23 protein-coding genes and 1 pseudogene are annotated in these 21,329 nt (G+C 60.3%); 14 read left to right on the top strand and 10 right to left on the bottom strand.

The window, feature by feature from the left end:
- The first annotated feature begins 31 nt into the window (after positions 1-31).
- From PSH64_RS18770 to PSH64_RS18735, 9 genes and pseudogenes are all read left to right on the top strand, one after another.
- Positions 32-1,057: a Gfo/Idh/MocA family protein gene (locus PSH64_RS18770; RefSeq protein ID WP_305478182.1), complete on the top strand. Its 1,026-nt coding sequence runs from the start codon at positions 32-34 to the stop codon at positions 1,055-1,057.
- 156 nt (positions 1,058-1,213) lie between these two features.
- Positions 1,214-1,291: pseudogene (locus PSH64_RS30515) on the top strand (sugar phosphate isomerase/epimerase); the annotation flags it as partial.
- A 151-nt stretch (positions 1,292-1,442) separates the two neighbouring features.
- A complete protein-coding gene (locus tag PSH64_RS18765; protein ID WP_305478181.1) occupies positions 1,443-2,495 on the top strand; it encodes a Gfo/Idh/MocA family oxidoreductase in 1,053 nt (350 codons plus the stop codon).
- Between the two features lie 366 nt (positions 2,496-2,861).
- On the top strand, positions 2,862-3,788 hold the full coding sequence (locus tag PSH64_RS18760; protein WP_105341503.1) for a sugar ABC transporter substrate-binding protein: 927 nt from the start codon (positions 2,862-2,864) through the stop codon (positions 3,786-3,788).
- Between the two features lie 69 nt (positions 3,789-3,857).
- Positions 3,858-5,423: a sugar ABC transporter ATP-binding protein gene (locus PSH64_RS18755; RefSeq protein WP_305478180.1), complete on the top strand. Its 1,566-nt coding sequence runs from the start codon at positions 3,858-3,860 to the stop codon at positions 5,421-5,423.
- A gap of 57 nt (positions 5,424-5,480) precedes the next feature.
- On the top strand, positions 5,481-6,503 hold the full coding sequence (locus PSH64_RS18750) for an ABC transporter permease (RefSeq protein ID WP_105341500.1): 1,023 nt from the start codon (positions 5,481-5,483) through the stop codon (positions 6,501-6,503).
- A 326-nt stretch (positions 6,504-6,829) separates the two neighbouring features.
- On the top strand, positions 6,830-7,234 hold the full coding sequence (locus PSH64_RS18745) for a TraR/DksA C4-type zinc finger protein (protein ID WP_007935965.1): 405 nt from the start codon (positions 6,830-6,832) through the stop codon (positions 7,232-7,234).
- Between the two features lie 218 nt (positions 7,235-7,452).
- Complete coding sequence (locus tag PSH64_RS18740) at positions 7,453-9,057, top strand: methyl-accepting chemotaxis protein (RefSeq protein ID WP_305478178.1); 1,605 nt, start codon at positions 7,453-7,455, stop codon at positions 9,055-9,057.
- A gap of 122 nt (positions 9,058-9,179) precedes the next feature.
- Positions 9,180-9,383: a hypothetical protein gene (locus PSH64_RS18735; protein ID WP_105341496.1), complete on the top strand. Its 204-nt coding sequence runs from the start codon at positions 9,180-9,182 to the stop codon at positions 9,381-9,383.
- A gap of 8 nt (positions 9,384-9,391) precedes the next feature.
- Here PSH64_RS18735 and PSH64_RS18730 read toward each other — a convergent pair whose 3' ends face one another.
- The 3 genes from PSH64_RS18730 to PSH64_RS18720 form a co-directional block, all read right to left on the bottom strand.
- Entirely contained in the window at positions 9,392-9,631 is a 240-nt protein-coding gene (locus PSH64_RS18730; RefSeq protein WP_105341494.1) for a DUF2789 domain-containing protein, read from the bottom strand.
- A gap of 139 nt (positions 9,632-9,770) precedes the next feature.
- Entirely contained in the window at positions 9,771-10,001 is a 231-nt protein-coding gene (locus PSH64_RS18725; RefSeq protein WP_105341491.1) for a hypothetical protein, read from the bottom strand.
- 156 nt (positions 10,002-10,157) lie between these two features.
- Entirely contained in the window at positions 10,158-10,406 is a 249-nt protein-coding gene (locus PSH64_RS18720; protein WP_305481184.1) for a hypothetical protein, read from the bottom strand.
- Positions 10,407-10,817: 411 nt separating this feature from the next.
- Between PSH64_RS18720 and PSH64_RS18715 the strand changes: the two genes are divergently transcribed.
- The 4 genes from PSH64_RS18715 (at position 10,818) to PSH64_RS18700 (ending at position 13,164) form a co-directional block, all read left to right on the top strand.
- Complete coding sequence (locus PSH64_RS18715; RefSeq protein WP_008035847.1) at positions 10,818-11,288, top strand: hypothetical protein; 471 nt, start codon at positions 10,818-10,820, stop codon at positions 11,286-11,288.
- Positions 11,288-11,491, top strand: coding sequence for a hypothetical protein (locus PSH64_RS18710; protein ID WP_305478175.1), 204 nt, complete (start codon positions 11,288-11,290; stop codon positions 11,489-11,491). Before PSH64_RS18715 ends, PSH64_RS18710 begins: the two co-directional genes overlap by 1 nt.
- 119 nt (positions 11,492-11,610) lie before the next feature.
- Positions 11,611-12,627 carry an ABC transporter substrate-binding protein gene (locus PSH64_RS18705; protein WP_305478173.1) on the top strand — a complete coding sequence of 339 codons (1,017 nt, stop codon included), beginning with the start codon at positions 11,611-11,613 and terminating at the stop codon, positions 12,625-12,627.
- 99 nt (positions 12,628-12,726) lie between these two features.
- On the top strand, positions 12,727-13,164 hold the full coding sequence (locus tag PSH64_RS18700; protein WP_105341482.1) for a DUF3995 domain-containing protein: 438 nt from the start codon (positions 12,727-12,729) through the stop codon (positions 13,162-13,164).
- 143 nt (positions 13,165-13,307) lie between these two features.
- Here the strand turns inward: PSH64_RS18700 and PSH64_RS18695 are convergent, their stop codons facing one another.
- The 7 genes from PSH64_RS18695 to PSH64_RS18665 all read right to left on the bottom strand — a co-directional run bounded on the left by PSH64_RS18695 (position 13,308) and on the right by PSH64_RS18665 (position 20,679).
- On the bottom strand, positions 13,308-13,670 hold the full coding sequence (locus tag PSH64_RS18695; RefSeq protein WP_305478170.1) for a Na+/H+ antiporter subunit G: 363 nt from the start codon (positions 13,668-13,670) through the stop codon (positions 13,308-13,310).
- Entirely contained in the window at positions 13,667-13,945 is a 279-nt protein-coding gene (locus PSH64_RS18690) for a K+/H+ antiporter subunit F (RefSeq protein WP_008151692.1), read from the bottom strand. Before PSH64_RS18690 ends, PSH64_RS18695 begins: the two co-directional genes overlap by 4 nt.
- On the bottom strand, positions 13,942-14,430 hold the full coding sequence (locus PSH64_RS18685; protein ID WP_105341477.1) for a Na+/H+ antiporter subunit E: 489 nt from the start codon (positions 14,428-14,430) through the stop codon (positions 13,942-13,944). Before PSH64_RS18685 ends, PSH64_RS18690 begins: the two co-directional genes overlap by 4 nt.
- A complete protein-coding gene (locus PSH64_RS18680) occupies positions 14,427-16,112 on the bottom strand; it encodes a monovalent cation/H+ antiporter subunit D (RefSeq protein ID WP_105341475.1) in 1,686 nt (561 codons plus the stop codon). The genes PSH64_RS18685 and PSH64_RS18680 overlap by 4 nt, the downstream gene beginning before the upstream one ends.
- Entirely contained in the window at positions 16,109-16,453 is a 345-nt protein-coding gene (locus tag PSH64_RS18675; protein WP_007935994.1) for a Na+/H+ antiporter subunit C, read from the bottom strand. Before PSH64_RS18675 ends, PSH64_RS18680 begins: the two co-directional genes overlap by 4 nt.
- On the bottom strand, positions 16,453-19,383 hold the full coding sequence (locus PSH64_RS18670) for a monovalent cation/H+ antiporter subunit A (protein WP_305478166.1): 2,931 nt from the start codon (positions 19,381-19,383) through the stop codon (positions 16,453-16,455). Before PSH64_RS18670 ends, PSH64_RS18675 begins: the two co-directional genes overlap by 1 nt.
- Positions 19,384-19,653: 270 nt before the next feature.
- Entirely contained in the window at positions 19,654-20,679 is a 1,026-nt protein-coding gene (locus tag PSH64_RS18665; protein ID WP_105341470.1) for a DMT family transporter, read from the bottom strand.
- Here PSH64_RS18665 and PSH64_RS18660 point away from each other — a divergent pair.
- Positions 20,674-21,237 carry a helix-turn-helix domain-containing protein gene (locus tag PSH64_RS18660; RefSeq protein WP_305478164.1) on the top strand — a complete coding sequence of 188 codons (564 nt, stop codon included), beginning with the start codon at positions 20,674-20,676 and terminating at the stop codon, positions 21,235-21,237. The genes PSH64_RS18665 and PSH64_RS18660 overlap by 6 nt on opposite strands.
- The last annotated feature ends 92 nt before the right edge of the window (positions 21,238-21,329 follow it).

Genomic DNA, 21,329 nt, shown 5'->3' with positions numbered 1-21,329 from the left:
TGCCCTGAAACGAACAAACAGGAGTGTTTATATGTCTTCGCTTTCCAATTCGCTGCGTATTGGCGTCATCGGCACCGGGGCCATCGGCCAGGACCATATCCGTCGTTGCAGCCAGACCTTGCTCAACAGTCAGGTTGTCGCGGTCACCGACATCAATTTGCAGCAAGCGGCCAAGGTCGTCTCCGACCTGAAGCTGACCGCCGAGGTTTATCCCGATGGCCACGCGCTGATCAAGGCACCAGAAGTCGAGGCGATCCTCGTCACCTCCTGGGGCCCGAGCCACGAAGAGTTCGTGCTGGCGGCCATTGCGGCGGGCAAACCGGTGTTTTGCGAGAAGCCGCTGGCGGTCACTGCCGAAGGCTGCCGCAAGATCGTCGAGGCCGAAGTGGCCCACGGCAAGCGTCTGGTGCAGGTTGGTTTCATGCGCCCGTACGATGAAGGTTATCGGGCGTTGAAATCGGTGATCGACAGCGGCCAGATCGGCGAGCCGCTGATGCTGCACTGCGCCCACCGCAACCCGACCGTGGGTGAAAACTACAAGACCGACATGGCGATCACCGACACGCTGATCCATGAGCTGGACGTGTTGCGCTGGTTGCTCGACGACGACTATGTGTCGGTGCAAGTGGTCTTCCCACGCAAGACCAGCAAGGCCCACGCCCATTTGAAAGACCCGCAGATCGTATTGCTGGAAACCGCCAAGGGCACGCGCATCGACGTGGAAGTGTTCGTCAACTGCCAGTACGGCTACGACATCCAGTGCGAAGTGGTGGGGGAGACCGGCATCGCCAAACTGCCGGAACCGTCGCAGGTTCAATTGCGCAGCGGAGCGAAGCTGTCCAATGCGATTCTGATGGATTGGAAGGACCGGTTCATCGCCGCGTACGACGTCGAGTTGCAGGCGTTCATCGATGGCGTGCGGGCCGGGCAGGTCGGCGGGCCATCGGCGTGGGACGGTTTCGCCGCCGCCGTCGCTGCGGATGCCTGCATCGAGGCGCAGAACAGCGGCCAGATCGTCAAAGTCGCACTCCCGGATCGCCCACGCTTCTACGGCTAACCACAAGTCCAATGTGGGAGCGGGCTTGCTCGCGAAGGCGGAGTGTCAGACAACATCTTAGTCGACTGAAAGACCGCTTTCGCGAGCAAGCCCGCTCCCACAGGGTTGGTGTCCGGGCTCAGGCCCTGGTTCAGGAGAACAAAAAACATGCGCATCGTATTCGCCTGGGAAGACCGGCCGGACGAGTCCAACCGCATGATGCTCGAACGTGTGACCCGCGAACTCTGCCGCTAACCGACCTACACAAAACCTGTGGGAGCGGGCTTGCTCGCGAAGACGGCGGCACATTCAACATTGAAGTCGCCTGATATATCGCCTTCGCGAGCAAGCCCGCTCCCACAGGGAACGTGTACATCCGGTAATTAACTATAAGGAGAATGTTTTCATGCGTATCGGACTTGTCGGTTACGGCCATGGCGGCCGGTTTTTCCATGCTCCGCTGATCAGCAGTTTGCCGGCGGCGACGTTTGTGGGCGTGGTCACCCGTTCCGCCGAGCGCCGACAACTGCTGGCCACGGAACATCCCGGTGTGCCGGCCTTCGACAGCATTGGCCAACTGGTCGAAGCCGGGGTTGATGTGCTGGTGGTGTCCACGCCGCTCAAAGGTCGTCCGGCGTTGGTGCTCGACGCCATCGAACACGGGGTGGCGGTGGTCAGCGACAAGCCGTTCGCCGCCGATACGCAACAGGCACAAACCCTGATCACCATGGCCGAGCGTCAGGGCGTGCACTTGAGCGTCTACCAGAACAGGCGCTGGGACTCGGATTTCCTCACCGTGCGCAAACTCATCGAGTCCGGAGCCCTGGGCCAGGTCATCCATTTCGAATCGCGGATCGAACGCTTCTCGCCGCAGTCGGTGAACAATGGCAGCGGCGGCGGTTTCTTGCGCGATCTGGGCAGCCATCTGGTGGATCAGGCGCTGCTGTTGTTCGGCCCCGTCATCCGGGTGTATGCCGAACTGGATTACCTCGAAAAAGGCCAGCCCTTCGACAACGGCTTCTTCATGTCCCTGACCCATGCCAACGGTGTGATCTCGCATCTGGGCGGCAGTTGCCTGCAAAACACCCCCGGCCCGCGTTTTCGCGTGACCGGCACCCAGGGCTGTTACAGCGTCGACGGTCTGGACGGGCAAGAAGCTTCGACCCTGGCCGGGCTCACGCCCAAATCCGAAGGCGATCGTTGGGGTGTCGAAGAGCATCGTCGCTGGGGCTGGTTCGAGCAGGGCGAGGTGCGCGAGCGGGTGCCGTCCGAGCGAGGCTGCTGGAGCCAGTTCTATTTGCAGCTACAAACCGCGTTACAGAGCGGTGGCCCACTGCCGGTCGAGGCCCGTGATGCACTGGCGACCACCCGCGTGCTAGACGCTGCGCGGCTCAGTTTCGAGCGCCATCAAGTGGTGGCATTGAGCCCATTTGAAAGCCATGGAATAAAATCAGAATAAAATTCTAAAATGAGTTGATATAGAAATTATTTTCCAATAAAGTCGTTTACAGGTTGCCGACTATCAACGTCCGATCACGCTCAAGCAGGCCTTGAACGAGTGAAAGACGCACCAAAAACAAGAAACAAAGCCAGGTACCGTCGATGAAAACCTTCAACTCTGCTCTGCATGTTTTACGTTCCGCGCTGCGCTTCTCTCGCGACCTGCCTCGCGTCTCGTTTCATTCCGTCTCCCGCTTGCTTTGCGTCGAACGCAAGGGCGCCCTGGTCTGCTGCATTCCGGGAGCGCCGATAGTCCGCTTGCCCGCTCACTGAAATCGTCACGCCTTATCCATAAAACCAACAAAAATGTGGAGAAAGACCTTTCATGAAGACCAAGACCCGTTTCGCCTCGCTCGCCTTGTCCCTGATGTTCGCCAGCGGTGCCGCACTCGCGGACATGAAGATCGGCGTCAGCATGGCGCAGTTCGATGACACCTGGCTGACCTACCTGCGCGAATCCATGGACACCAAAGCCAAGTCCTATCCCGATGGCGTCAAGCTGCAGTTCGAAGACGCCCGCAGCGATGTGGTCAGGCAGTTGAGCCAGGTAGAAAGCTTCATCAGCCAGAAAGTCGATGCCATTGTGGTCAACCCGGTGGATACCGCCGCCACCAAGAAAATTACCGAAGCGGCGGTCAAGGCCGGCATCCCGCTGGTGTACGTCAATCGCCGCCCCGATGACTTGAACCTGCCCAAAGGCGTGGTCACTGTCGCCTCCAACGATCTGGAGGCCGGTCAGATGCAGATGCAGTACCTGGCGGAAAAAATGGGCGGCAAGGGCGACATCGTGATTCTGCTCGGTGATTTGGCCAACAACTCCACCACCAACCGCACCAAGGGCGTAAAAGAGGTGCTGACCAAGTACCCGAACATCAAGATCGAGCAAGAGCAGTCCGGCATCTGGTCGCGGGACAAGGGCATGACCCTGGTCAACGACTGGCTGACCCAGGGCCGCAAATTCGACGCGGTCGTCTCCAACAACGACGAGATGGCGATTGGCGCGGCCATGGCCCTGCAACAGGCTGGCGTCGCCAAAGGCAGTGTGCTGATCGCCGGTGTCGACGGTACGCCCGACGGTCTGAACGCGGTGAAGAAGGGCTCTCTGCTGGTCTCGGTGTTCCAGGATGCCAAGGGGCAGGCGGACGGTTCGATCGACACCGCGGTGAAAATGGCCAGGAATGAACCGGTCGAGCAGGCGGTGTGGGTGCCGTATCGCTTGATCACCTTGCAAAACGTTGACCAGTTCAAATAGTCCCTCCGTTCGATAACAACAATAAGCACGCAAGGTTGTGATGCGACCTTGCTGATGGAGTACCTGATCATGTTCGCTTCAGCGACTGCTTCGAGCACCCCGTTGGTGGGTATCCAGCCAACCGCAACACCTGTCGATGAGCCGTACTTGCTGGAGATCATCAACGTCAGCAAGGGTTTTCCCGGTGTGGTGGCCTTGTCCGACGTACAGCTGCGGGTGCGTCCCGGTTCCGTGCTGGCCCTGATGGGCGAAAACGGTGCCGGCAAATCCACCCTGATGAAAATCATTGCCGGCATCTACCAGCCGGATGCCGGCGAGTTGCGCCTGCGGGGCAAGCCGGTGGTCTTCGAAACGCCACTGGCCGCGCTCCAGGCCGGGATCGCGATGATCCACCAGGAACTCAACCTGATGCCGCACATGAGTATCGCCGAGAACATCTGGATCGGCCGTGAGCAGCTCAACGGCCTGCACATGATCGACCACCGCGAAATGCACCGCTGCACCGCCAAACTGCTGGAGCGCCTGCGGATCAATCTCGACCCGGAAGAGCAGGTGGGTAACCTGAGCATCGCCGAACGGCAGATGGTCGAGATCGCCAAGGCGGTGTCCTACGACTCCGACATCCTGATCATGGACGAACCGACCTCCGCCATCACCGACAAGGAAGTCGCCCACCTGTTCTCGATCATTGCCGACCTCAAGAGCCAGGGCAAAGGCATCATCTACATCACTCACAAAATGAACGAAGTGTTCACCATCGCCGATGAAGTGGCGGTGTTCCGCGACGGCGCCTACATCGGCCTGCAACGGGCCGACAGCATGGACGGCGACAGCCTGATCTCGATGATGGTCGGTCGCGAACTGAGCCAGCTGTTCCCGGTGCGCGAGAAGCCGATCGGCGATCTGTTGCTGTCGGTACGCGACCTCAAGCTGGAGGGCATTTTCAAGGATGTCTCCTTCGACTTGCATGCCGGCGAGATCCTTGGTCTTGCCGGGCTGATGGGCTCGGGGCGGACCAATGTCGCCGAGGCGATTTTCGGCATCACCCCAAGCGACGGTGGCGAGATCCGCCTCGACGGTGAGGTGGTACGCATCAGCGATCCGCACATGGCCATCGAGAAGGGCTTCGCGCTGCTGACCGAAGATCGCAAGCTCAGCGGCCTGTTCCCGTGCCTGTCGGTGCTGGAAAACATGGAAATGGCGGTGTTGCCCCATTACGTCGGCAACGGCTTCATCCAGCAGAAAGCCCTGCGCGCATTGTGTGAAGACATGTGCAAGAAACTGCGGGTGAAAACCCCGTCGCTGGAGCAATGCATCGACACGCTGTCCGGTGGTAATCAGCAGAAAGCCTTGCTGGCGCGCTGGCTGATGACCAACCCGCGAATCCTGATTCTCGACGAGCCCACCCGGGGCATCGATGTCGGCGCCAAGGCCGAGATCTACCGGCTGATCTCGTACCTGGCCAGCGAAGGCATGGCGGTGATCATGATTTCCTCGGAACTGCCGGAAGTGCTGGGCATGAGCGACCGGGTCATGGTCATGCACGAGGGCAACCTGATGGGCACCCTCGACCGCAGCGAAGCGACCCAGGAACGGGTGATGCAACTGGCCTCGGGCATGTCCGCGGTTCACTAATGGATGCTGGCGGTGGCCATGGCCGCCGTCGACGACGCAATAGAAGGGTGAGTGGTTATGAACGCGATACTGGAAAACAAGCCTGCAGCGGTACCGGTCAAGAGTCGCCGGCGCTTTCCGACCGAGTTGAGTATCTTCCTGGTGCTGATCGGTATCGGTCTGGTCTTCGAGCTGTTCGGCTGGATCGTGCGGGACCAGAGCTTCCTGATGAACTCCCAGCGTCTGGTGCTGATGATCCTGCAAGTGTCGATCATCGGCCTGCTGGCGATCGGGGTGACCCAGGTCATCATCACCACCGGTATCGACCTGTCCTCCGGTTCGGTGCTGGCGCTGTCGGCGATGATTGCCGCCAGCCTGGCCCAGACCTCGGACTTTGCCCGGGCGGTGTTTCCGTCCCTGACAGACTTGCCGGTGTGGATTCCAGTGATCGCCGGGCTGGGGGTGGGATTGCTGGCGGGGGCGATCAACGGCAGCATCATTGCGATCACCGGGATTCCTCCGTTCATCGCCACCCTAGGCATGATGGTCTCGGCGCGCGGTCTGGCGCGCTACTACACCGAAGGTCAACCCGTGAGCATGCTCTCGGACTCCTACACGGCCATCGGACATGGCGCGATGCCGGTGATCATCTTTCTGGTGGTGGCGGTGATCTTTCACATCGCCCTGCGCTACACCAAGTATGGCAAGTACACCTACGCCATCGGTGGCAACATGCAGGCGGCGCGTACTTCCGGGATCAACGTCAAGCGGCACCTGGTGATCGTCTATAGCATTGCCGGATTGCTTGCCGGCCTGGCCGGGGTGGTGGCGTCGGCTCGGGCTGCGACCGGGCAGGCCGGGATGGGCATGTCTTATGAGCTGGATGCGATCGCCGCGGCGGTCATCGGCGGTACCAGCCTGGCCGGTGGTGTAGGGCGCATCACTGGCACCGTGATCGGGGCATTGATTCTCGGGGTCATGGCCAGCGGCTTTACCTTTGTCGGTGTTGATGCTTATATTCAAGACATTATCAAAGGGCTGATTATTGTGGTGGCGGTGGTCATCGACCAGTACCGCAACAAGCGCAAACTCAAGCGCTGAGCCACACGAAAGACGAAAATGCGCCACGCCTGACCCGCGTGGCGCAGCCGTTTGTCTTCTATATACAGCCGTTGGACTGAATTTCTTGTTATAAACGCACTCCGATAAGCGCCTCAAAGCTCGCCATAGAGCACTTTCAAGGCTTTGTCGGACAGATTTGCTGTCTTTTCAGTTGCTGAGGCCTCAAGTCGGCCTTAGACTGCCGCCCCTCGTAAATTGAGTGCCGGGTGGCGCTTGGAATAAATGGCGCCGTTCCAATGACCACGCAAGGTTCAACGGAACGCTCCCTAATTCGCCTTAATGCACGTTTTTTTATAGAGATATCAATGACAAAGGACAAGTTGCTGGCCATGCCGGCGGATGACTACATGAATGCCGAGCAACATGCTTTTTTCTCTGAGCTGTTGCAGAACATGAAAGTCGAAACCCATGAGCGCATCGAACAGAATCGCATCGCCATCGAGAGCCTGGACACTCCGGCCGATCCGGCTGACGCGGCTTCCGTCGAAGAAGAGCGCACCTGGCTGGTGAACGCGATCGATCGCGACCAGCGCATGCTGCCTCAGTTGGAACAGGCCCTGGAACGCATCAAGGAAGACAGCTTCGGCTGGTGCGATGACAGCGGCGAGCCAATCGGCCTCAAGCGCCTGCTGATCAGCCCGACCACCAAGTACTGCATCGAAGCTCAAGAACGTCACGAGCAGATCGACAAGCACCAGCGTCAGGCCTGATTTCGTAGCGCCCCCATCGCGGGCAAGCCCGCTCCCACAGGTTCAGCACGGACCTTGTGGGAGCGGGCTTGCCCGCGATGCTTTTCGACGTCTGCGAAAAAGCCGACGCACTTCTATTGATCTGCTGCACCCCCCACTACTAACGGACCATAGATAATGGCCTTGTGGTGGCGTTTAATGCGGATACAACAATTAGAAGATGCCTGGGGTGACAAACGATGACGCGAGACGGGTCTCTGGCTGGGGCAGTGCCCGCAGCCGTACTTTTGCCGAAAAACCAGTGGCTCACGCCGACTCTGCAAAGCATTGCCCTGATGCTCTTGCTGTGCGGCATGGCATTGGCTGGCTGGTCGCTTTACCTTGGCCTGCCATTGGCCGTGCTGATCATCTGGCTGCCGCGCCTGCGTTCGCGCGCGCTCCCCGAGGCAACCCCAGAGGACAGCGCCAGCGCCATCGCCGGGTTGACTCGCGATCTTTCCTACACCACCAGTCACAACGCCTTGTCCGCTGCCGGCGTGGCCTTTTCGGTCAAGCAACTGGCCGACAAGCTGCAATCGCAACTCGACGCCGCGGCACAGATTGTCAGCAGCGCTGAAGTGATGATCGCCACCGAGCAGGCTACCTCGACACTCAGCCGGGAGGCCTTGAGCGCGGCCAGCGAAGCCCATCAGAGCAGCGCGGCAGGGCGTACGGAGCTGATCGAGTCCATCGCGCGCATGCATCAACTCAGTCAGCGTGCCAGCAGTAGCCGCGAGCTGATCGAAGCCCTGAGCCTGCGCAGCGACGATATCCAGCGGGTCACGCTGGTGATCCAGTCCATCGCCAGCCAGACCAATCTGTTGGCGCTGAACGCAGCCATCGAAGCGGCGCGGGCCGGGGAGCACGGTCGCGGCTTTGCGGTGGTGGCCGATGAGGTGCGTGGCCTGGCCGCGCGCACGGCGACAGCGACCGGTGAAGTCGGGGAGATGGTCGCCGATATTCAACAACGCACCGCGCAAGTGGTGGAGCAGATTCGTCAACTGGCCAGCGACCTGAATACCGGCGTCGCGCAAGTCGAACACACGGGGCAGCACCTGGAAAACATCGCGCGCCTGGCCGCCGGTGTCGAAAGGCAGGTCGGGGAAATCGCCCAGGGCGCGGACACCAACCGCGAACAACTCGACAGCCTGTTCCACGCCATCGAACAGATGCGCAGCGATCTGGCGATCAGCGACCAGCAAACCCAGCGTCTGGCCCAGGCGGCGGTGCAAATGGAAGGGCAGGCCGAAACCATCAGCGAGCGCCTTGCCGAAGTCGGGCTGGATGACTATCACCAGCGGATTTACGATCTGGCCCGCGAAGGGGCGAGTCAGATTGCGGCGCGTCTCGAGGCGGATATCGACCAGGGCCGGATCAGCCTCGATGACCTGTTTGATCGCAATTATCAGGCGATCCCCAACACCAGCCCGGTCAAATACCAGACCCGCTTCGACCGCTATACCGATCAGGTCTTGCCGGCGATCCAGGAGCCATTGCTGCCGCGTCACGAAGGCCTGGTATTCGCCATCGCCTGCACGCAGCAGGGTTATGTGCCGACCCACAACACCGTGTTCTGCCAGCCGCTGACCGGCGACGCGCAGGTCGATACCCTGCAAAACCGCACCAAGCGCAAGTTTGCCGACCGCACCGGGATTCGCTGTGGCAGCCATCAGCAGGCTGTGCTGTTGCAGACTTACACCCGCGACACCGGTGAACTGATGCACGACCTCTCGGTGCCGATCATGCTCAAGGGGCGCCACTGGGGTGGATTGCGATTAGGCTACAAACCGGAAAAACCTCGCTGAGGGGCCTGACAATTGTTACCGCTTATGCAACGAAGCTGTGCAGCACCGTTGCTGTTTCCTCGTGGATGAACTCATTAACATGCCTACATAGTTAGGTGGCTAATGAAAATCGAGAGGTCAGCATGCAAAGCAAAGTCGATGTCGCGGTGATGATTGGCAGCGGTGTGCCCGCCAGTTTGCGTGCGATGGGGCAAAGCGTCTGTTGGGTGGTGCTGCTCAACGGTGAGCGCCGGGGGACGGCGTTCTCCAGTCGTAATGAGGCCGAGGAGTGCAGGGCTGCCTGGTTGGCGCAATTGAACGCCGCAATACCCGACAGCCTGCATTAAACCCCATGCTAGTGGGTCTGGTGCATGCGCAGGTTCAGGTCGTCGACCACATGGGCCCAATCGGCGTCTTCACGCAGTTGTTCTTTGAGGAAGCCGGCTTGTTGCGGGTTCCAGAACTCGGCGTCGATGAGTTTCTTGTCATCGGGCAAGGGGGAATGACGGGCAATGAAATCGTCGATGGCCTTTTCGCTGGAGTCCAGACCGAGCTGGTCGAACAAACCTTTCAGGTCATGTGTGGGTGAGTCCATTTTTTTCTCCTTGCAGATAATTCGTCGCGTCGAGTGCGAGATCCGAGGTGCGGCTTCATTGCATCTGAGGGAGCCGCGCTTCGGGAGTTCGATAGCGATGTTCAAAAGCAGGAATGAGCATAGACTGCAAACCCGATGATCAGGCCTTCAACGCCCCTTCATCGACGGCAAGCTTCAGGGCTTTCGCGGCTTCCTGGGCGGCAATCGTCGCGACTTCCGCGGTCTTGAACCAGCGATCCTTTTCCACCTGGTGATACGACACCGTAGTCAACGGCGGTTTGGCGCGCATGATAATGACCGCCTGGAATTCGCCTTCGACCTCTCTGGCTTCGCCCCGGATAAAAAATTCACCGATATCAAATTCCGTCACGTAGCAGTCTTCCCTTTGAATATATGTTGTATTGAGCGCCGTCCGCCCTGGGGACGGGTTTCATGGGGCGGGCAGTATGGCAGTAGTTGCCTGCCGGCGGCTGAGTTAAGTCGCCGGTGTGACGAAACGTCTATAGAAGCGAATGCTCAGGGTGCGTCAGTTGCGCGACTCGAGCGAGCGGGCAAGGGCGCAGGCTTCGTTATGGTCGGCGCGGAAACCTCTGACACGTCCGGTGGATATTTCCCTGATGTGGAAAAAGGCGTTGCCGGCCAATACCACCTGAAAACGCGGCGGCAGATGCGCCTCAGGGAGGAAATCCTGCTGGCGGATTACCATCGATTGCAGAAGTGACGGGCTGTTTGCGTGGTGTGTGTGTGGCTCGGCGAAGTGAGTCAGTGTGCACATATGAAGTCCTTTTCGTGGTTTTACCGACGTGTGTACGTTGTTTTGGGTAGTCTCGGTGAGCATGGCTGCTCTAGAATCGCCATCACTGGTTGGCGATTGCTGCCCATCTAAAGCAATTTTTTTCTGGCGATATGTCGGAAAAGTGCTTTTTTTAAAGAGATTTTTCCCTAAAGTTGGTAGTCCGGTTTTCTCTGGCCGTTAGAAGGGCGTTTTCCTTCAACATCTGACGACCGCCAGGCAAGACGACGCGGGGGATGTTCCAGTAATCTTCCCAAACCTCGCGATGGATGAGCCCTCTGCTCGTTCCAGGATTCCGACCCGGGTCATTTGGCTACACCTCGGCATTGCCGCTTTTTTCTGCTGTGCGCGATTCCTGCGTGCGGTGTCATTTTCAGATGTGGGGATGTTTCCTTGGCAGTAAGTAATCTCGATATGCATGCTTTGTTCGTACTGGGTGATTTGCGCGCAAAGCTGGTTAAACAGTTTCAGTCACGTTTCGTCTACATCACCGAACAGAATGCCGAAGGCATTTACATTGCCGAGATCGACACCGAATCGGCGCTGGTGGTGGACGACAAGCCCGGGCTTAAACTCAAGGTCGGCGATCATTTCAGCGCCTCCGTATTGCCCAGTCGTGAAGGCGGCAAACTGGACATCAAGTTCCGCGAAATCAAACTGACGGTGTACGGGCTGGGGGATTACGCGTTCGTGACCACCGCAGACGGCCATGGCATTGTGTTCAAGGAAGGTCATAGCGTGGTGATGGTGTTTGCGGCCCACCAGCAGCTGCAGGAAGGCCTGACCAAAACCCTCAAAGCCGTGACTGCCAAGGCCGCCAAGTGGCGCAAGGGCGAACTGGTGACCTTCAAGGCCAGCGAGTGATGACCCTGACCCGCGCCGACTTCCACGAACAGAACCAGGCCAGTGCCCACGCCGAGGCGCAGCGCTTGTTGGCTGAAAAGGCCGTTCTGCAGGGGGGCTGGCTGAGTTGGGTAGCGTCACAGATTTATATGTTGCGCCCGGCGGCGTACGCCAGCATGGTCAGAAGAGAGCTTGCGCGCTTGCAGGAACCTTCCGAAAAATAATCCTCGCCCCTCGAAAGCAGAAACCTCTACTACAGTCAGTTGACTGAGTATTCAGAGGCTTGCGGTCTTCTTTGTCAGGCCATCCTGCTATTGCTGTGAACAGCACGAGGTGCAAGAGCATGAAGGGATTACGACGGTTACTGGTCACTACCCTGGCCACGTTCGGCTTGTTGGCTTCACCCGTTCCGGTATTCGCTGCCCAGGCACCGATCCACTTTGCCGACCTGAATTGGGAAAGCGGCAGCCTGATCACCGAGATTCTGCGGATCATCGTCGAGCAGGGCTACGGCTTGCCGACCGACACCTTGCCGGGGACGACCATTACCCTGGAAACCGCACTGGCCAACAATGACATTCAGGTCATTGGCGAAGAGTGGGCGGGCCGCAGTCCGGTCTGGGTCAAGGCTGAGGCTGAAGGCAAGGTCGCGAGCCTGGGCGATACGGTCAAGGGCGCCACCGAGGGCTGGTGGGTGCCGGAGTACGTGATCAAGGGCGACCCGGCCAAGGGCATCAAGCCGCTGGCGCCGGGCCTTCGCAGTGTCACCGATCTGCCGCGCTACAAGGATGTGTTCAAAGACCCGGAAACCCCGAGCAAGGGGCGCTTCTTGAACAGCCCGATCGGCTGGACGTCGGAGGTGGTCAACAAGCAGAAGCTCAAGGCCTATGGGCTGAACGACAGCTACGTGAACTTTCGCAGTGGTTCGGGGGCGGCGCTGGATGCAGAAATCAGTTCGTCGATTCGTCGCGGCAAACCGGTCCTGTTCTATTACTGGTCACCGACGCCATTGCTCGGCCGTTTCAAACTGATTCAGCTACAAGAGCCGCCATTCGACGCCGAAGCCTGGAAAACCCTGACCGAGGCCGACAATCCTAATCCGAAACCGACTCGCTCACTGCCCTCGAAGCTGTCCATCGGTGTGTCCGCACCCTTCCAGAAACAGTACCCGCAGATTGTCGAGTTCTTCACCAAGGTCGACTTGCCGATCGACGCGTTGAACAAGGCCTTGGCGCAGATGAGCGAAAAACATACCCCGCCGCGTCAAGCGGCAGAAGCCTTCATGAAGGCGTACCCGCAAGTTTGGCAAGCCTGGGTGCCCAAGGATGTGGCGGACAAGGTCTCTGCCGAGCTGAAATAAACCGATTGGCAGGCCCGGATGCACATAAATCCCGGTGCGCTTTTAAATTCGGGCAAGGAGGTTCATCCTGCTGCAACATTTCACACGGGACGTCTGAATATGAGCCTTTTGGTCGCGCAATGGATTGCTGCAATCTTTCTGGTCATCAGCCTGATCCACCTGTACTGGGCGGCGGGTGGCAAATTGGGCAGCGAGGCGGCGGTGCCACGAGTACCCGGGGAGGGCGGTGAGGTTTCAAGGCCGGCGTTCAAGCCTTCGGGCTTTGCCACGCTGCTGGTGGCGGTGGGCTTGCTGCTGATCGCGATGCTGGTGTGCCTGCGGGTCGGGCTGTATCTGCCCACGGTCCATCACTGGTCGTTGCAATGGGTGATCAGCGCGATTGCCATGCTGATGTTCGCCCGGGCGATCGGTGATTCGAATTTGGTGGGGTTCTTCAAGCAGGTCAAGGATTCGAGGTTTGCCCGGCTCGACACGTGGGCGTATTCGCCGTTGTGCGTGGTGTTGGGGGCCGGGTTGTTGGCAGTGGCCTGGATCTGAGGGTGACCGGGCAATCGCCTTCGCGAGCAAGCCCGCTCCCACATTGGATGTTCAGTGAACACAAATGATGTGCACGACACAGATCCAATGTGGGAGCGGGCTTGCTCGCGAAGAGGCCCTGCCAATCAACACATATCCTCGAACTAACTCCCGGGTTCCGTGCGCCGGCTACTCACCTCCGCCGGCACATCATCCCCCGCCATGCGCTTGCGAAACAGCGCCGCCCGGGCCAGCAGCAGCGTGGTCACCGGCACCGTGATCGACAATAGAATCGGAATCAGCCAGGCATGCAGCACCGGCCCCGACTTGAGCGCTGAAAAGTAGATGATCGAGGCCAGTGCCACGCACCAGGCGCCCAATGTCGAGGCCAGTGCCGGCGGGTGCATGCGCTGGAAGTAATCCTTCATCCGCAGCAGCCCGACTGCACCGATCAGCGCAAACAGGCTGCTAAGCACCAGCAGAATCGCCACCGGTATTTCCACCCACAAAGACAGTTCAGCGCTCATTCGATCACCTCGCCGCGCAACAGGAATTTGGCCAGGGCAAACGAGCCGACGAAGCCGAACAGGGCGATCAGCAGCGCCGCCTCGAAGTAAGTGTCACTGGCATAACGAATGCCCAGCGCGAGCATCATCAGCATGGCGATGATGTACAGGTAATCCAGGGCAAGGACGCGGTCCTGGGCTGACGGGCCCTTGAACAGGCGGATCAGGGTCAGAATCATCGCCAGGGAAAAGATGAACAGGCTCAGCAGGATCGCGTTCGACAGCAATGCGCTCATTCGAAGATCTCCATCAAGGGGCGCTCGTAGGTCGCCTTGAAGTGCTGGATGAATGGACCTTCGTCATCCAGATCGAAAACGTGCAGCAGCAGAATGCTGCGATCCAGTGCCAGCTCCGACCAGACCGTGCCGGGAATTACCGTGCAGATGATCGACAGCGCCGCCAGGCCGTTGGCATCGCGCAACTCCAGCGGCACCTTGATGAACCGCGAGCGAGGCGCACGACGGCCCGCGTTGAGCACGCCCCAGGCCACGGCGAGGTTGGACACCAGCACATCGCGCCCGACCAGCAAGAACAGGCGCAGGATTACCCCGGGGCGACGAATGCGGATCGGCAGCGGTCGCAGCTTGCGCATCATCAACGGCGCGCAGATCCCCAGCGCCGCGCCCAACAGCACATTGCCGGGGCTCATCGACAAGTTCAACACCAGCCACAGCAGCCACAACGCCAACGACAACCACGGTGCGGGAAACAGGCGCTTCATGGTTGCACCTCTACCAATACTGCCCGGGCTTCCGGGCTCGGAACCGCACGGGTGCCGAGCACCGCCATCACGTATTGCTGAGGGTTATTCAACGCCAGCGCAGCCGCTTGGGTGTAGCGCAACAGCGGTTCAGCCTTGAACGTCAGGGCGATGCTCAGCCCCAGCAGAACCATGATCGGCACGCATTCCAGACGACGCAGCAAGGGCGATGGCCGCTCTTGCGGGGTCCAGAAACGCTGGATACCCACACGCGAGAAAGCGATCAGCGAGGCCAGTCCGGACAGGATCAACAACGCCAGCAACCCCCACGCGTCGTTCGATACCGGTTCGTCGCTGCCATGACCCAGGCCCAGGGGGTTGAGCAGGGCGCTGAGCAGGCTGAGTTTGCCGATGAATCCGGAGAGCGGCGGCATGCCGATGATCAGCAAGGCGCAAGCGATGAAGCTCAGGCCAAGGAAAGCCATGGTCCAGGGAATCACCTGGCCGACCACGGCTTTCTGGTCGTCATCGAGGTTGAAACCCTTGGGTGGCTGCAAGGATTCCAGGGGCCGTGGGAGCAACTCGCCGTCATCAAATAGCGGCATTTCGTTGGCTGAACGCGAACGCTCGATCAACTCCGCCAGCAGGAACAGTGCGCTCAACGCCAGGGTCGAGCTGACCAGATAAAACAGCGCAGCGCCGATCAGGTTCGGCTGGGCGAAACCGATGGCCGACAACAGAATGCCTGCCGACACCAGGATACTCAGGCTGGCCAGGCGTTCCAGGCGTTGCGCGGCGAGGATCGCCACCGCAGCGCAGATGATGGTCGCCATGCCGCCGTAGATCAGCCAGTCGCCACCGAAGTACGCGGAGGCTCCGGCCTGGCCGGAGAACAGCAGCGTCCACAGGCGCAGCAAGGTGTAGACGCCGACTTTGGTCATGATCGCGAACATCGCCGCCACCGGTGCGCTGGCCGCGGAGTAGGCCGGCACCAGCCAGAAGTTCAACGGCCACATCCCGGCCTTGGCCAGGAACGCCACCGCCAGAATCGCCGCGCCGGCATGCAGCAGGCCGCGATCGGCTTCCGGCACCAGCGGGATTTTCAGTGCCAGGTCGGCCATGTTCAGTGTGCCGGTAACGCCGTAGATCAGCGCCGCGCCAATCAGGAACAGCGACGAGGCCAGCAGGTTGATCGAGACGTAATGCAGCCCCGACGACACCCGCGCCCGACCCGAGCCGTGCAGCATCAGCCCGTAAGAGGCGGCGAGCAGTACTTCGAAAAACACGAACAGGTTGAACAGGTCCGCCGTGAGGAAGGCACCGTACAGGCCCATCAACTGAATCTGGAACAGCGCGTGAAAACTCGAACCGGCGCCGTCCCAGCGGGCCATGGCGAACAGCAGCGCGCTGACGCCGATGATCCCGGTCAGCACCAGCATCAACGCTGACAGGCGATCGACCACCAGCACGATGCCGAACGGCGCTTGCCAGTTGCCCGGCAGGTACACGCCAATGGAGCCCGGCACGCCGGTGGTTTGCGTCCATTGCAGCAACATCACGGCAATGCCCAGCCCCAGCAGGCTGGAGAACAGGTTGATCCTGGCCTTCAGCGGGCGGTGTTTTTCGCCCAGCATCAGCATCACGGCGGCGGTCAGCAGCGGCAGCAGGATCGGTGCGACGATCAAGTGAGTCATCGCCATCATTCTTTAGGCTCCCGGCCATCCACATGGTCGGTGCCGGTCAGGCCCCGGGAGGCGAGCAGCACCACCAGGAACAGCGCGGTCATGGCGAAACTGATGACGATCGCGGTCAGCACCAGCGCTTGCGGCAGCGGGTCGGTGTAGTGCAGCAAATCCTGGGGTACGCCGTCCTTGATGTTCGGCTCCTTGCCGATGAACAGGCTGCCCATGCTGAAGATGAACAGGTTGACGCCATAGGACAGCAGGCACAGGCCCATGACCACCTGGAACGTCCGTGGTCGCAGGATCAACCATACGCCAGACGCGGCCAGTACACCGATGGCGATTGCGATGACTTCTTCCATCAGATGGCTCCTTGGGTGACAGCGGCTTTGGCCACGGGCCTGGTTTGCGCGCTGGTTTTATGACCGCGTACCGATTGGTGGGCGAGGGCGGTGAGGATCAACAGCGTCGAACCGACCACCACGGCATACACGCCAATGTCGAAGAACAGCGCGCTGGCGATGTGAATGTCACCCAGTAGCGGCAGTTCGAAATGCCAGGTGTGTGTGGTCAGGAACGGATACCCGACCGCCATCGCGCCAAGCCCGGTGACCGTGGCGAACAGTAGCCCGGTGCCCATCCAGCGCAGCGGCCGCAGGCTCATTTGCGCCTCGACCCACTGGGTGCCGGCGACCATGTATTGCAGGATGAACGCCACCGACATCACCAGCCCGGCGACGAAACCGCCACCCGGCTGGTTGTGCCCGCGCAGGAACAGATAGAACGAGATCACCAGGGCGATCGGCAACAGCAGGCGCACCAGCACCGCCGGCACCATCATGAACCCGAGCGCGGTGTCGCTGGCGTGACGCGGGTTGACCAGATCGGTGACCACGTCGGGGGCCAGCAGACGCTGTTGGGCCGGCAGTTGCAGGCTTTCTTTCGGAGGGCGGAAGCGTCGCAGCAGGGCGAACACCGCCAGGGCCACTGCCACCAGCACGGTGATTTCACCGAGGGTGTCGAAGCCACGGAAATCCACCAGCATTACGTTGACCACGTTGCTGCCGCCGCCTTCGGGCAGGGCGCGACTGAGGTAGAAAGAGGAAATGTCGTTGGGCGTCTGGCGGGTCAGCATCGCGTAGGACAGCAACGCCATGCCGCCACCGACCGCGCTCGACAGCAGCAAGTCGCGAACCCGCCGCACCCGCGCCTTGCGCAGGCTGCTCGGCAACGGCGATACCTCTTCGATCCGTCGTGGCAACCAGCGCAGGCCGAGCAGGATCAGCACCGTGGTCACCACTTCGACCACCAGTTGCGTCAGGGCCAGGTCCGGCGCCGAGAACCAGACGAAGGTCACGCAGGTCATCAGGCCGCAGACACTGACCATGGTCAGGGCCGCGAGCCGGTGATACTTGGCTTGCCAGGCCGCGCCGAGGGCACAGGCAATTGCCAGCAGCCAGAGGATCACGAACACGATCGAGCCCGGAATTTTCGCCCGGTCGCCCCAGCTCAGGCTGCTGTGCAGCATCGGGATCAACCCGGCCAGCACGGCGGCGAGCACCACCAGAAACAGTTGGGTTTGCAGGCGCCGGGTGCTGATCCGCCGCTCCAGACGACGGGCCAGACGCATCATGATCACCAGGCAGCGCTCGAACAGGCGCTTGCCATTGAAATGGCTGATCACCGGCGGGTGCATGAAACGCCCGCGCTTGAGCTGATTGCGCAGCAACAGGTAGAGCACGATGCCGCCGGACATGGCGATCAGGCTCATGATCATCGGTGCGTTCCAGCCGTGCCAGATCGCCAGGCTGTACTCGGGCAGCGTGCCACCCACCACCGGTAATGCCGCCGCCGCGAGCAGCGAGCCGACCACTTGAGCGGGGAAAATTCCCACCACCAGACAGGTGAACACCAGCAACTCCACCGGCGCGCGCATCCAGCGCGGTGGCTCGTGAGGAGTGTGCGGCAGGTCGGTGGCGGTCGGGCCGAAGAACACGTCGACGGTGAAGCGCAGGGAGTAAGCGACGCTGAATGTCCCGGCAATGGTCGCGACGATCGGCAGGGTCATCTCGATCCAGGCCGTGGCGTTGATGAACACGGTTTCGGCGAAGAACATCTCTTTCGACAGGAAGCCGTTGAGCAGCGGCACGCCGGCCATGGAGGCGCTGGCGACCATGGCCAGGGTGGCGGTGAACGGGATCAGTTTGACCAGGCCGCTGAGTTTGCGAATGTCCCGGGTGCCGCTTTCGTGGTCGATGATCCCGGCGGCCATGAACAGCGAGGCCTTGAACGTGGCGTGGTTAAGAATGTGGAACACCGCGGCCACGGCGGCCAGCGGACTATTCAGGCCCAGCAGCAGGGTGATCAGGCCCAAATGGCTGATGGTCGAGTAGGCCAGCAGGCCCTTGAGGTCGTTCTGGAACATCGCGCAATACGCGCCGAGCAACAGCGTGCAGGCGCCGGCCCCACTGACGATGTAGAACCATTCTTCACTGCCGGACAGCGACGGCCACAGGCGTGCGAGCAGGAACACCCCGGCCTTGACCATGGTCGCCGAGTGCAGATACGCCGAGACCGGGGTCGGTGCCGCCATCGCGTGGGGCAACCAGAAGTGGAAGGGAAATTGCGCACTTTTGCTCAGGGCGCCAATCAGGATCAGGGGCAGCAGAATAGGGTAGAGGGCATGCGCGCGAATCAGATCGCCGGCGGCCAGGACCTTGTCCAGGTCATAGCTGCCGACCACATGGCCGAGCAACATGACCCCCGCCAGCAAACACAAACCGCCCGCGCCGGTGACCATCAGTGCCATATAAGCACCCCGTCGCGCATCGGCGCGGTGGTGCCAGTAGCCGATCAACAGGAACGAGAAGAGGCTGGTCAGCTCCCAGAAAAACACGATCTGGATCAGGTTGCCGGAGATCACCAGCCCCAGCATGGCGCCCATGAATGCCAGGAAAAACGCAAAGAAGCGCGGCACCGGATCGTCCGGTGACATGTAATAACGGGCGTACAACGAAACCAGCGTGCCGATGCCCAGCACCAGCATCGAGAACAACCAGGCGAAACCGTCCATGCGCAGCACGAAGTTCAGGCCCAGGCTGGGGAGCCAGAAGAACTCTTCACGAATCACGCCGCCATGGGCGATTTGCGGGTACAGGAGGGCGACCTGGACGGTGCCGATCAAGGCAACCAGGCCAGCCAACAGCGATTCGGTATTACGCGCGTTGTGCGGCAGCAAGGCTGCCAGACAGCTGCCGATAAAAGGCAGAAGCAGTAGAACTATCAGGGACATAGGCTTCTAATCTGCGGAAGTTTGTGAAGCATCATACGTGCCAGCTCCCCGATCACCAAACGCCAAGCTGTCGCAGAATCCTACAAAGTAGACGGAAAAAGCCTGATTCACATTGTTTCAGAGAGCGCGATTTCGCCTGTGCCGGCCCCTTCGCGAGCAAGCCCGCTCCCACACTCGATTGGCGGCGTATACACGAGACACACCACAAATCCAATGTGGGAGCGGGCTTGCTCGCGAAGGCGATCTATCCGGTGTTGCAGATATTGGCTCTTACCCTTGTGTTTCCCGCTCCAACTCTTCTTCAGTCGCGGCAACCTTACCTTTGGTCTTCAACTCACTGACAATCACCGCCGCCACAATCAACCCCGCGCCAACCAAGGCAATCGCCGGCAAGCGTTCCCCGGCAATCCGCCCGACAATTCCGGCCCACACCGGCTCGCCGGCATAGATCAACGTCGCGCGGGTCGGCGACACACTTTTCTGCGCCCAGTTCATTGCTACCTGAATCGCCGCACTCGCCGCGCCCAAGCCCAGCGCACTGCACAACAGCAACCATGAAAAGTCCGGAATCACTTCCTGAGTCGGCACCACCATCAGGAACGACAGCACCGACGTGGTCGCCAATTGCACCACCGTCACCCGTCGCACATCGACCTGGCCGGCATAGGTGCTGATCAAAATGATCTCCGCCGCAATCGCCACGGCGCTGATCAATGTGGCGATTTCACCGGGGCTGAAATTGAACGAAGCACCGGAAGGCCCGGACAGCAACATCAACCCGGTAAACGCCAGCATGATCCCGATGCTCGGCATCAACCCCGGACGCCGCCCCAGCACCAGCCATTGCAGCAACGGCACGAACGGCACATACAGCGCGGTAATGAACGCCGACTGGCTGCTGGGAATGCTCTGTAAACCCACGGTCTGCAAGCCATAACCAAGCATGATCGCCACGCCGATAAACGCCCCGGCCTTGAGTTCGAACAGGGTCAGTTCGCGCAGATGACGCCAGGAGAACAGCGCAACAAGGCTCGCGGCCGCCGCAAAACGCAGCCCGACGAAAAACATCGGCCCGCTGACGGTCATCGCATGCTGCACCAGCAGAAAGGTCCCGCCCCAGACCATGGTAATCAGCACCAGCACGCACTCGGCCTTGCTGAGCCGTGAGAAGCGGGGGGATGTGTGAGAAGCGTTCATCGACGTCATGACCTTGCGCGCCATCTGAGGGAGACGCACAATGCGCCCGAAGTTGGGCAGTATACTGCGCAACGCCACCCAGTGAGCAATATAGTGCACAAAGATTCCACCCAACGGGCTTCGGTCCTTCAGCACGTCAGCCTGAATGTGCGACGGCTGCGTCACGCCGCCGACATGAGCCAGGCCGCGCTGGCCGAAAAGTCCGGGGTCAGCCGCCGGATGCTGGTGGCCATCGAGGCTGGCGAGAAGAACGTCAGCCTGACCACCCTCGACCGCGTGGCCGAAGCGCTGGACGTGGCGTTCAGCGACCTGATCCAGGCCCCGGATGCCCGTGACCCGAGCCGCATCAACGAAGTGGCTTGGGCCGGGAAGATTCCTGGCAGCAAAGCCGTCTTGCTGTCCAAAGCCACTGCCACTCGTGAGGTTGAACAGTGGGAATGGTGCCTGCAACCCGGCGAAATTTACCCGTCGCAGCCAGATGCCGAAGGCTATAGCGAACAGCTTTATGTATTCGAAGGTTGCCTGACCCTGATGCTCGGCGATCAGCCGCAGAAAATCGCGGCTGGCGAGTTCTTCATGTTTGCCAGTAACCAGCCGTATTCCTATTGCAATGATGGGGAAGTGGCGGTGCGGTTTGTGCGTAATGTGGTGATTTGACTGTTGACCGACCAACACTGGATAAGCACTTTGCTGTTTTTAAGCTGCAAGTGTTTCTCTGATAATTCGCCAACTTATTGAAATAAAAGAAA

Origin of the sequence: Pseudomonas sp. FP1742, from assembly GCF_030687145.1 — a bacterium.
In the GTDB taxonomy this organism is placed as follows: domain Bacteria; phylum Pseudomonadota; class Gammaproteobacteria; order Pseudomonadales; family Pseudomonadaceae; genus Aquipseudomonas; species Aquipseudomonas frederiksbergensis_D.
The sequence above is the reverse complement of the archived record's forward strand: the minus strand, read 5'-3'. Positions and strand labels throughout refer to the sequence as shown.

What these genes read in the sequence shown, in the direction of transcription:
- PSH64_RS18680 (WP_105341475.1), bottom strand. Translation starts at nt 16,112, where the DNA reads ATGATGGCGATGACTCACTTGATCGTCGCACCGATCCTGCTGCCGCTG.
- PSH64_RS18765 (WP_305478181.1), top strand. Translation starts at nt 1,443, where the DNA reads ATGCGTATCGGACTTGTCGGTTACGGCCATGGCGGCCGGTTTTTCCAT.
- PSH64_RS18705 (WP_305478173.1), top strand. Translation starts at nt 11,611, where the DNA reads ATGAAGGGATTACGACGGTTACTGGTCACTACCCTGGCCACGTTCGGC.
- PSH64_RS18750 (WP_105341500.1), top strand. Translation starts at nt 5,481, where the DNA reads ATGAACGCGATACTGGAAAACAAGCCTGCAGCGGTACCGGTCAAGAGT.
- PSH64_RS18710 (WP_305478175.1), top strand. Translation starts at nt 11,288, where the DNA reads ATGACCCTGACCCGCGCCGACTTCCACGAACAGAACCAGGCCAGTGCC.
- PSH64_RS18670 (WP_305478166.1), bottom strand. Translation starts at nt 19,383, where the DNA reads ATGTCCCTGATAGTTCTACTGCTTCTGCCTTTTATCGGCAGCTGTCTG.
- PSH64_RS18720 (WP_305481184.1), bottom strand. Translation starts at nt 10,406, where the DNA reads ATGTGCACACTGACTCACTTCGCCGAGCCACACACACACCACGCAAAC.
- PSH64_RS18735 (WP_105341496.1), top strand. Translation starts at nt 9,180, where the DNA reads ATGCAAAGCAAAGTCGATGTCGCGGTGATGATTGGCAGCGGTGTGCCC.
- PSH64_RS18755 (WP_305478180.1), top strand. Translation starts at nt 3,858, where the DNA reads ATGTTCGCTTCAGCGACTGCTTCGAGCACCCCGTTGGTGGGTATCCAG.
- PSH64_RS18690 (WP_008151692.1), bottom strand. Translation starts at nt 13,945, where the DNA reads ATGAGCGCATTGCTGTCGAACGCGATCCTGCTGAGCCTGTTCATCTTT.
- PSH64_RS18745 (WP_007935965.1), top strand. Translation starts at nt 6,830, where the DNA reads ATGACAAAGGACAAGTTGCTGGCCATGCCGGCGGATGACTACATGAAT.
- PSH64_RS18740 (WP_305478178.1), top strand. Translation starts at nt 7,453, where the DNA reads ATGACGCGAGACGGGTCTCTGGCTGGGGCAGTGCCCGCAGCCGTACTT.
- PSH64_RS18730 (WP_105341494.1), bottom strand. Translation starts at nt 9,631, where the DNA reads ATGGACTCACCCACACATGACCTGAAAGGTTTGTTCGACCAGCTCGGT.
- PSH64_RS18695 (WP_305478170.1), bottom strand. Translation starts at nt 13,670, where the DNA reads ATGAGCGCTGAACTGTCTTTGTGGGTGGAAATACCGGTGGCGATTCTG.
- PSH64_RS18675 (WP_007935994.1), bottom strand. Translation starts at nt 16,453, where the DNA reads ATGGAAGAAGTCATCGCAATCGCCATCGGTGTACTGGCCGCGTCTGGC.
- PSH64_RS18770 (WP_305478182.1), top strand. Translation starts at nt 32, where the DNA reads ATGTCTTCGCTTTCCAATTCGCTGCGTATTGGCGTCATCGGCACCGGG.
- PSH64_RS18760 (WP_105341503.1), top strand. Translation starts at nt 2,862, where the DNA reads ATGAAGACCAAGACCCGTTTCGCCTCGCTCGCCTTGTCCCTGATGTTC.
- PSH64_RS18700 (WP_105341482.1), top strand. Translation starts at nt 12,727, where the DNA reads ATGAGCCTTTTGGTCGCGCAATGGATTGCTGCAATCTTTCTGGTCATC.
- PSH64_RS18685 (WP_105341477.1), bottom strand. Translation starts at nt 14,430, where the DNA reads ATGAAGCGCCTGTTTCCCGCACCGTGGTTGTCGTTGGCGTTGTGGCTG.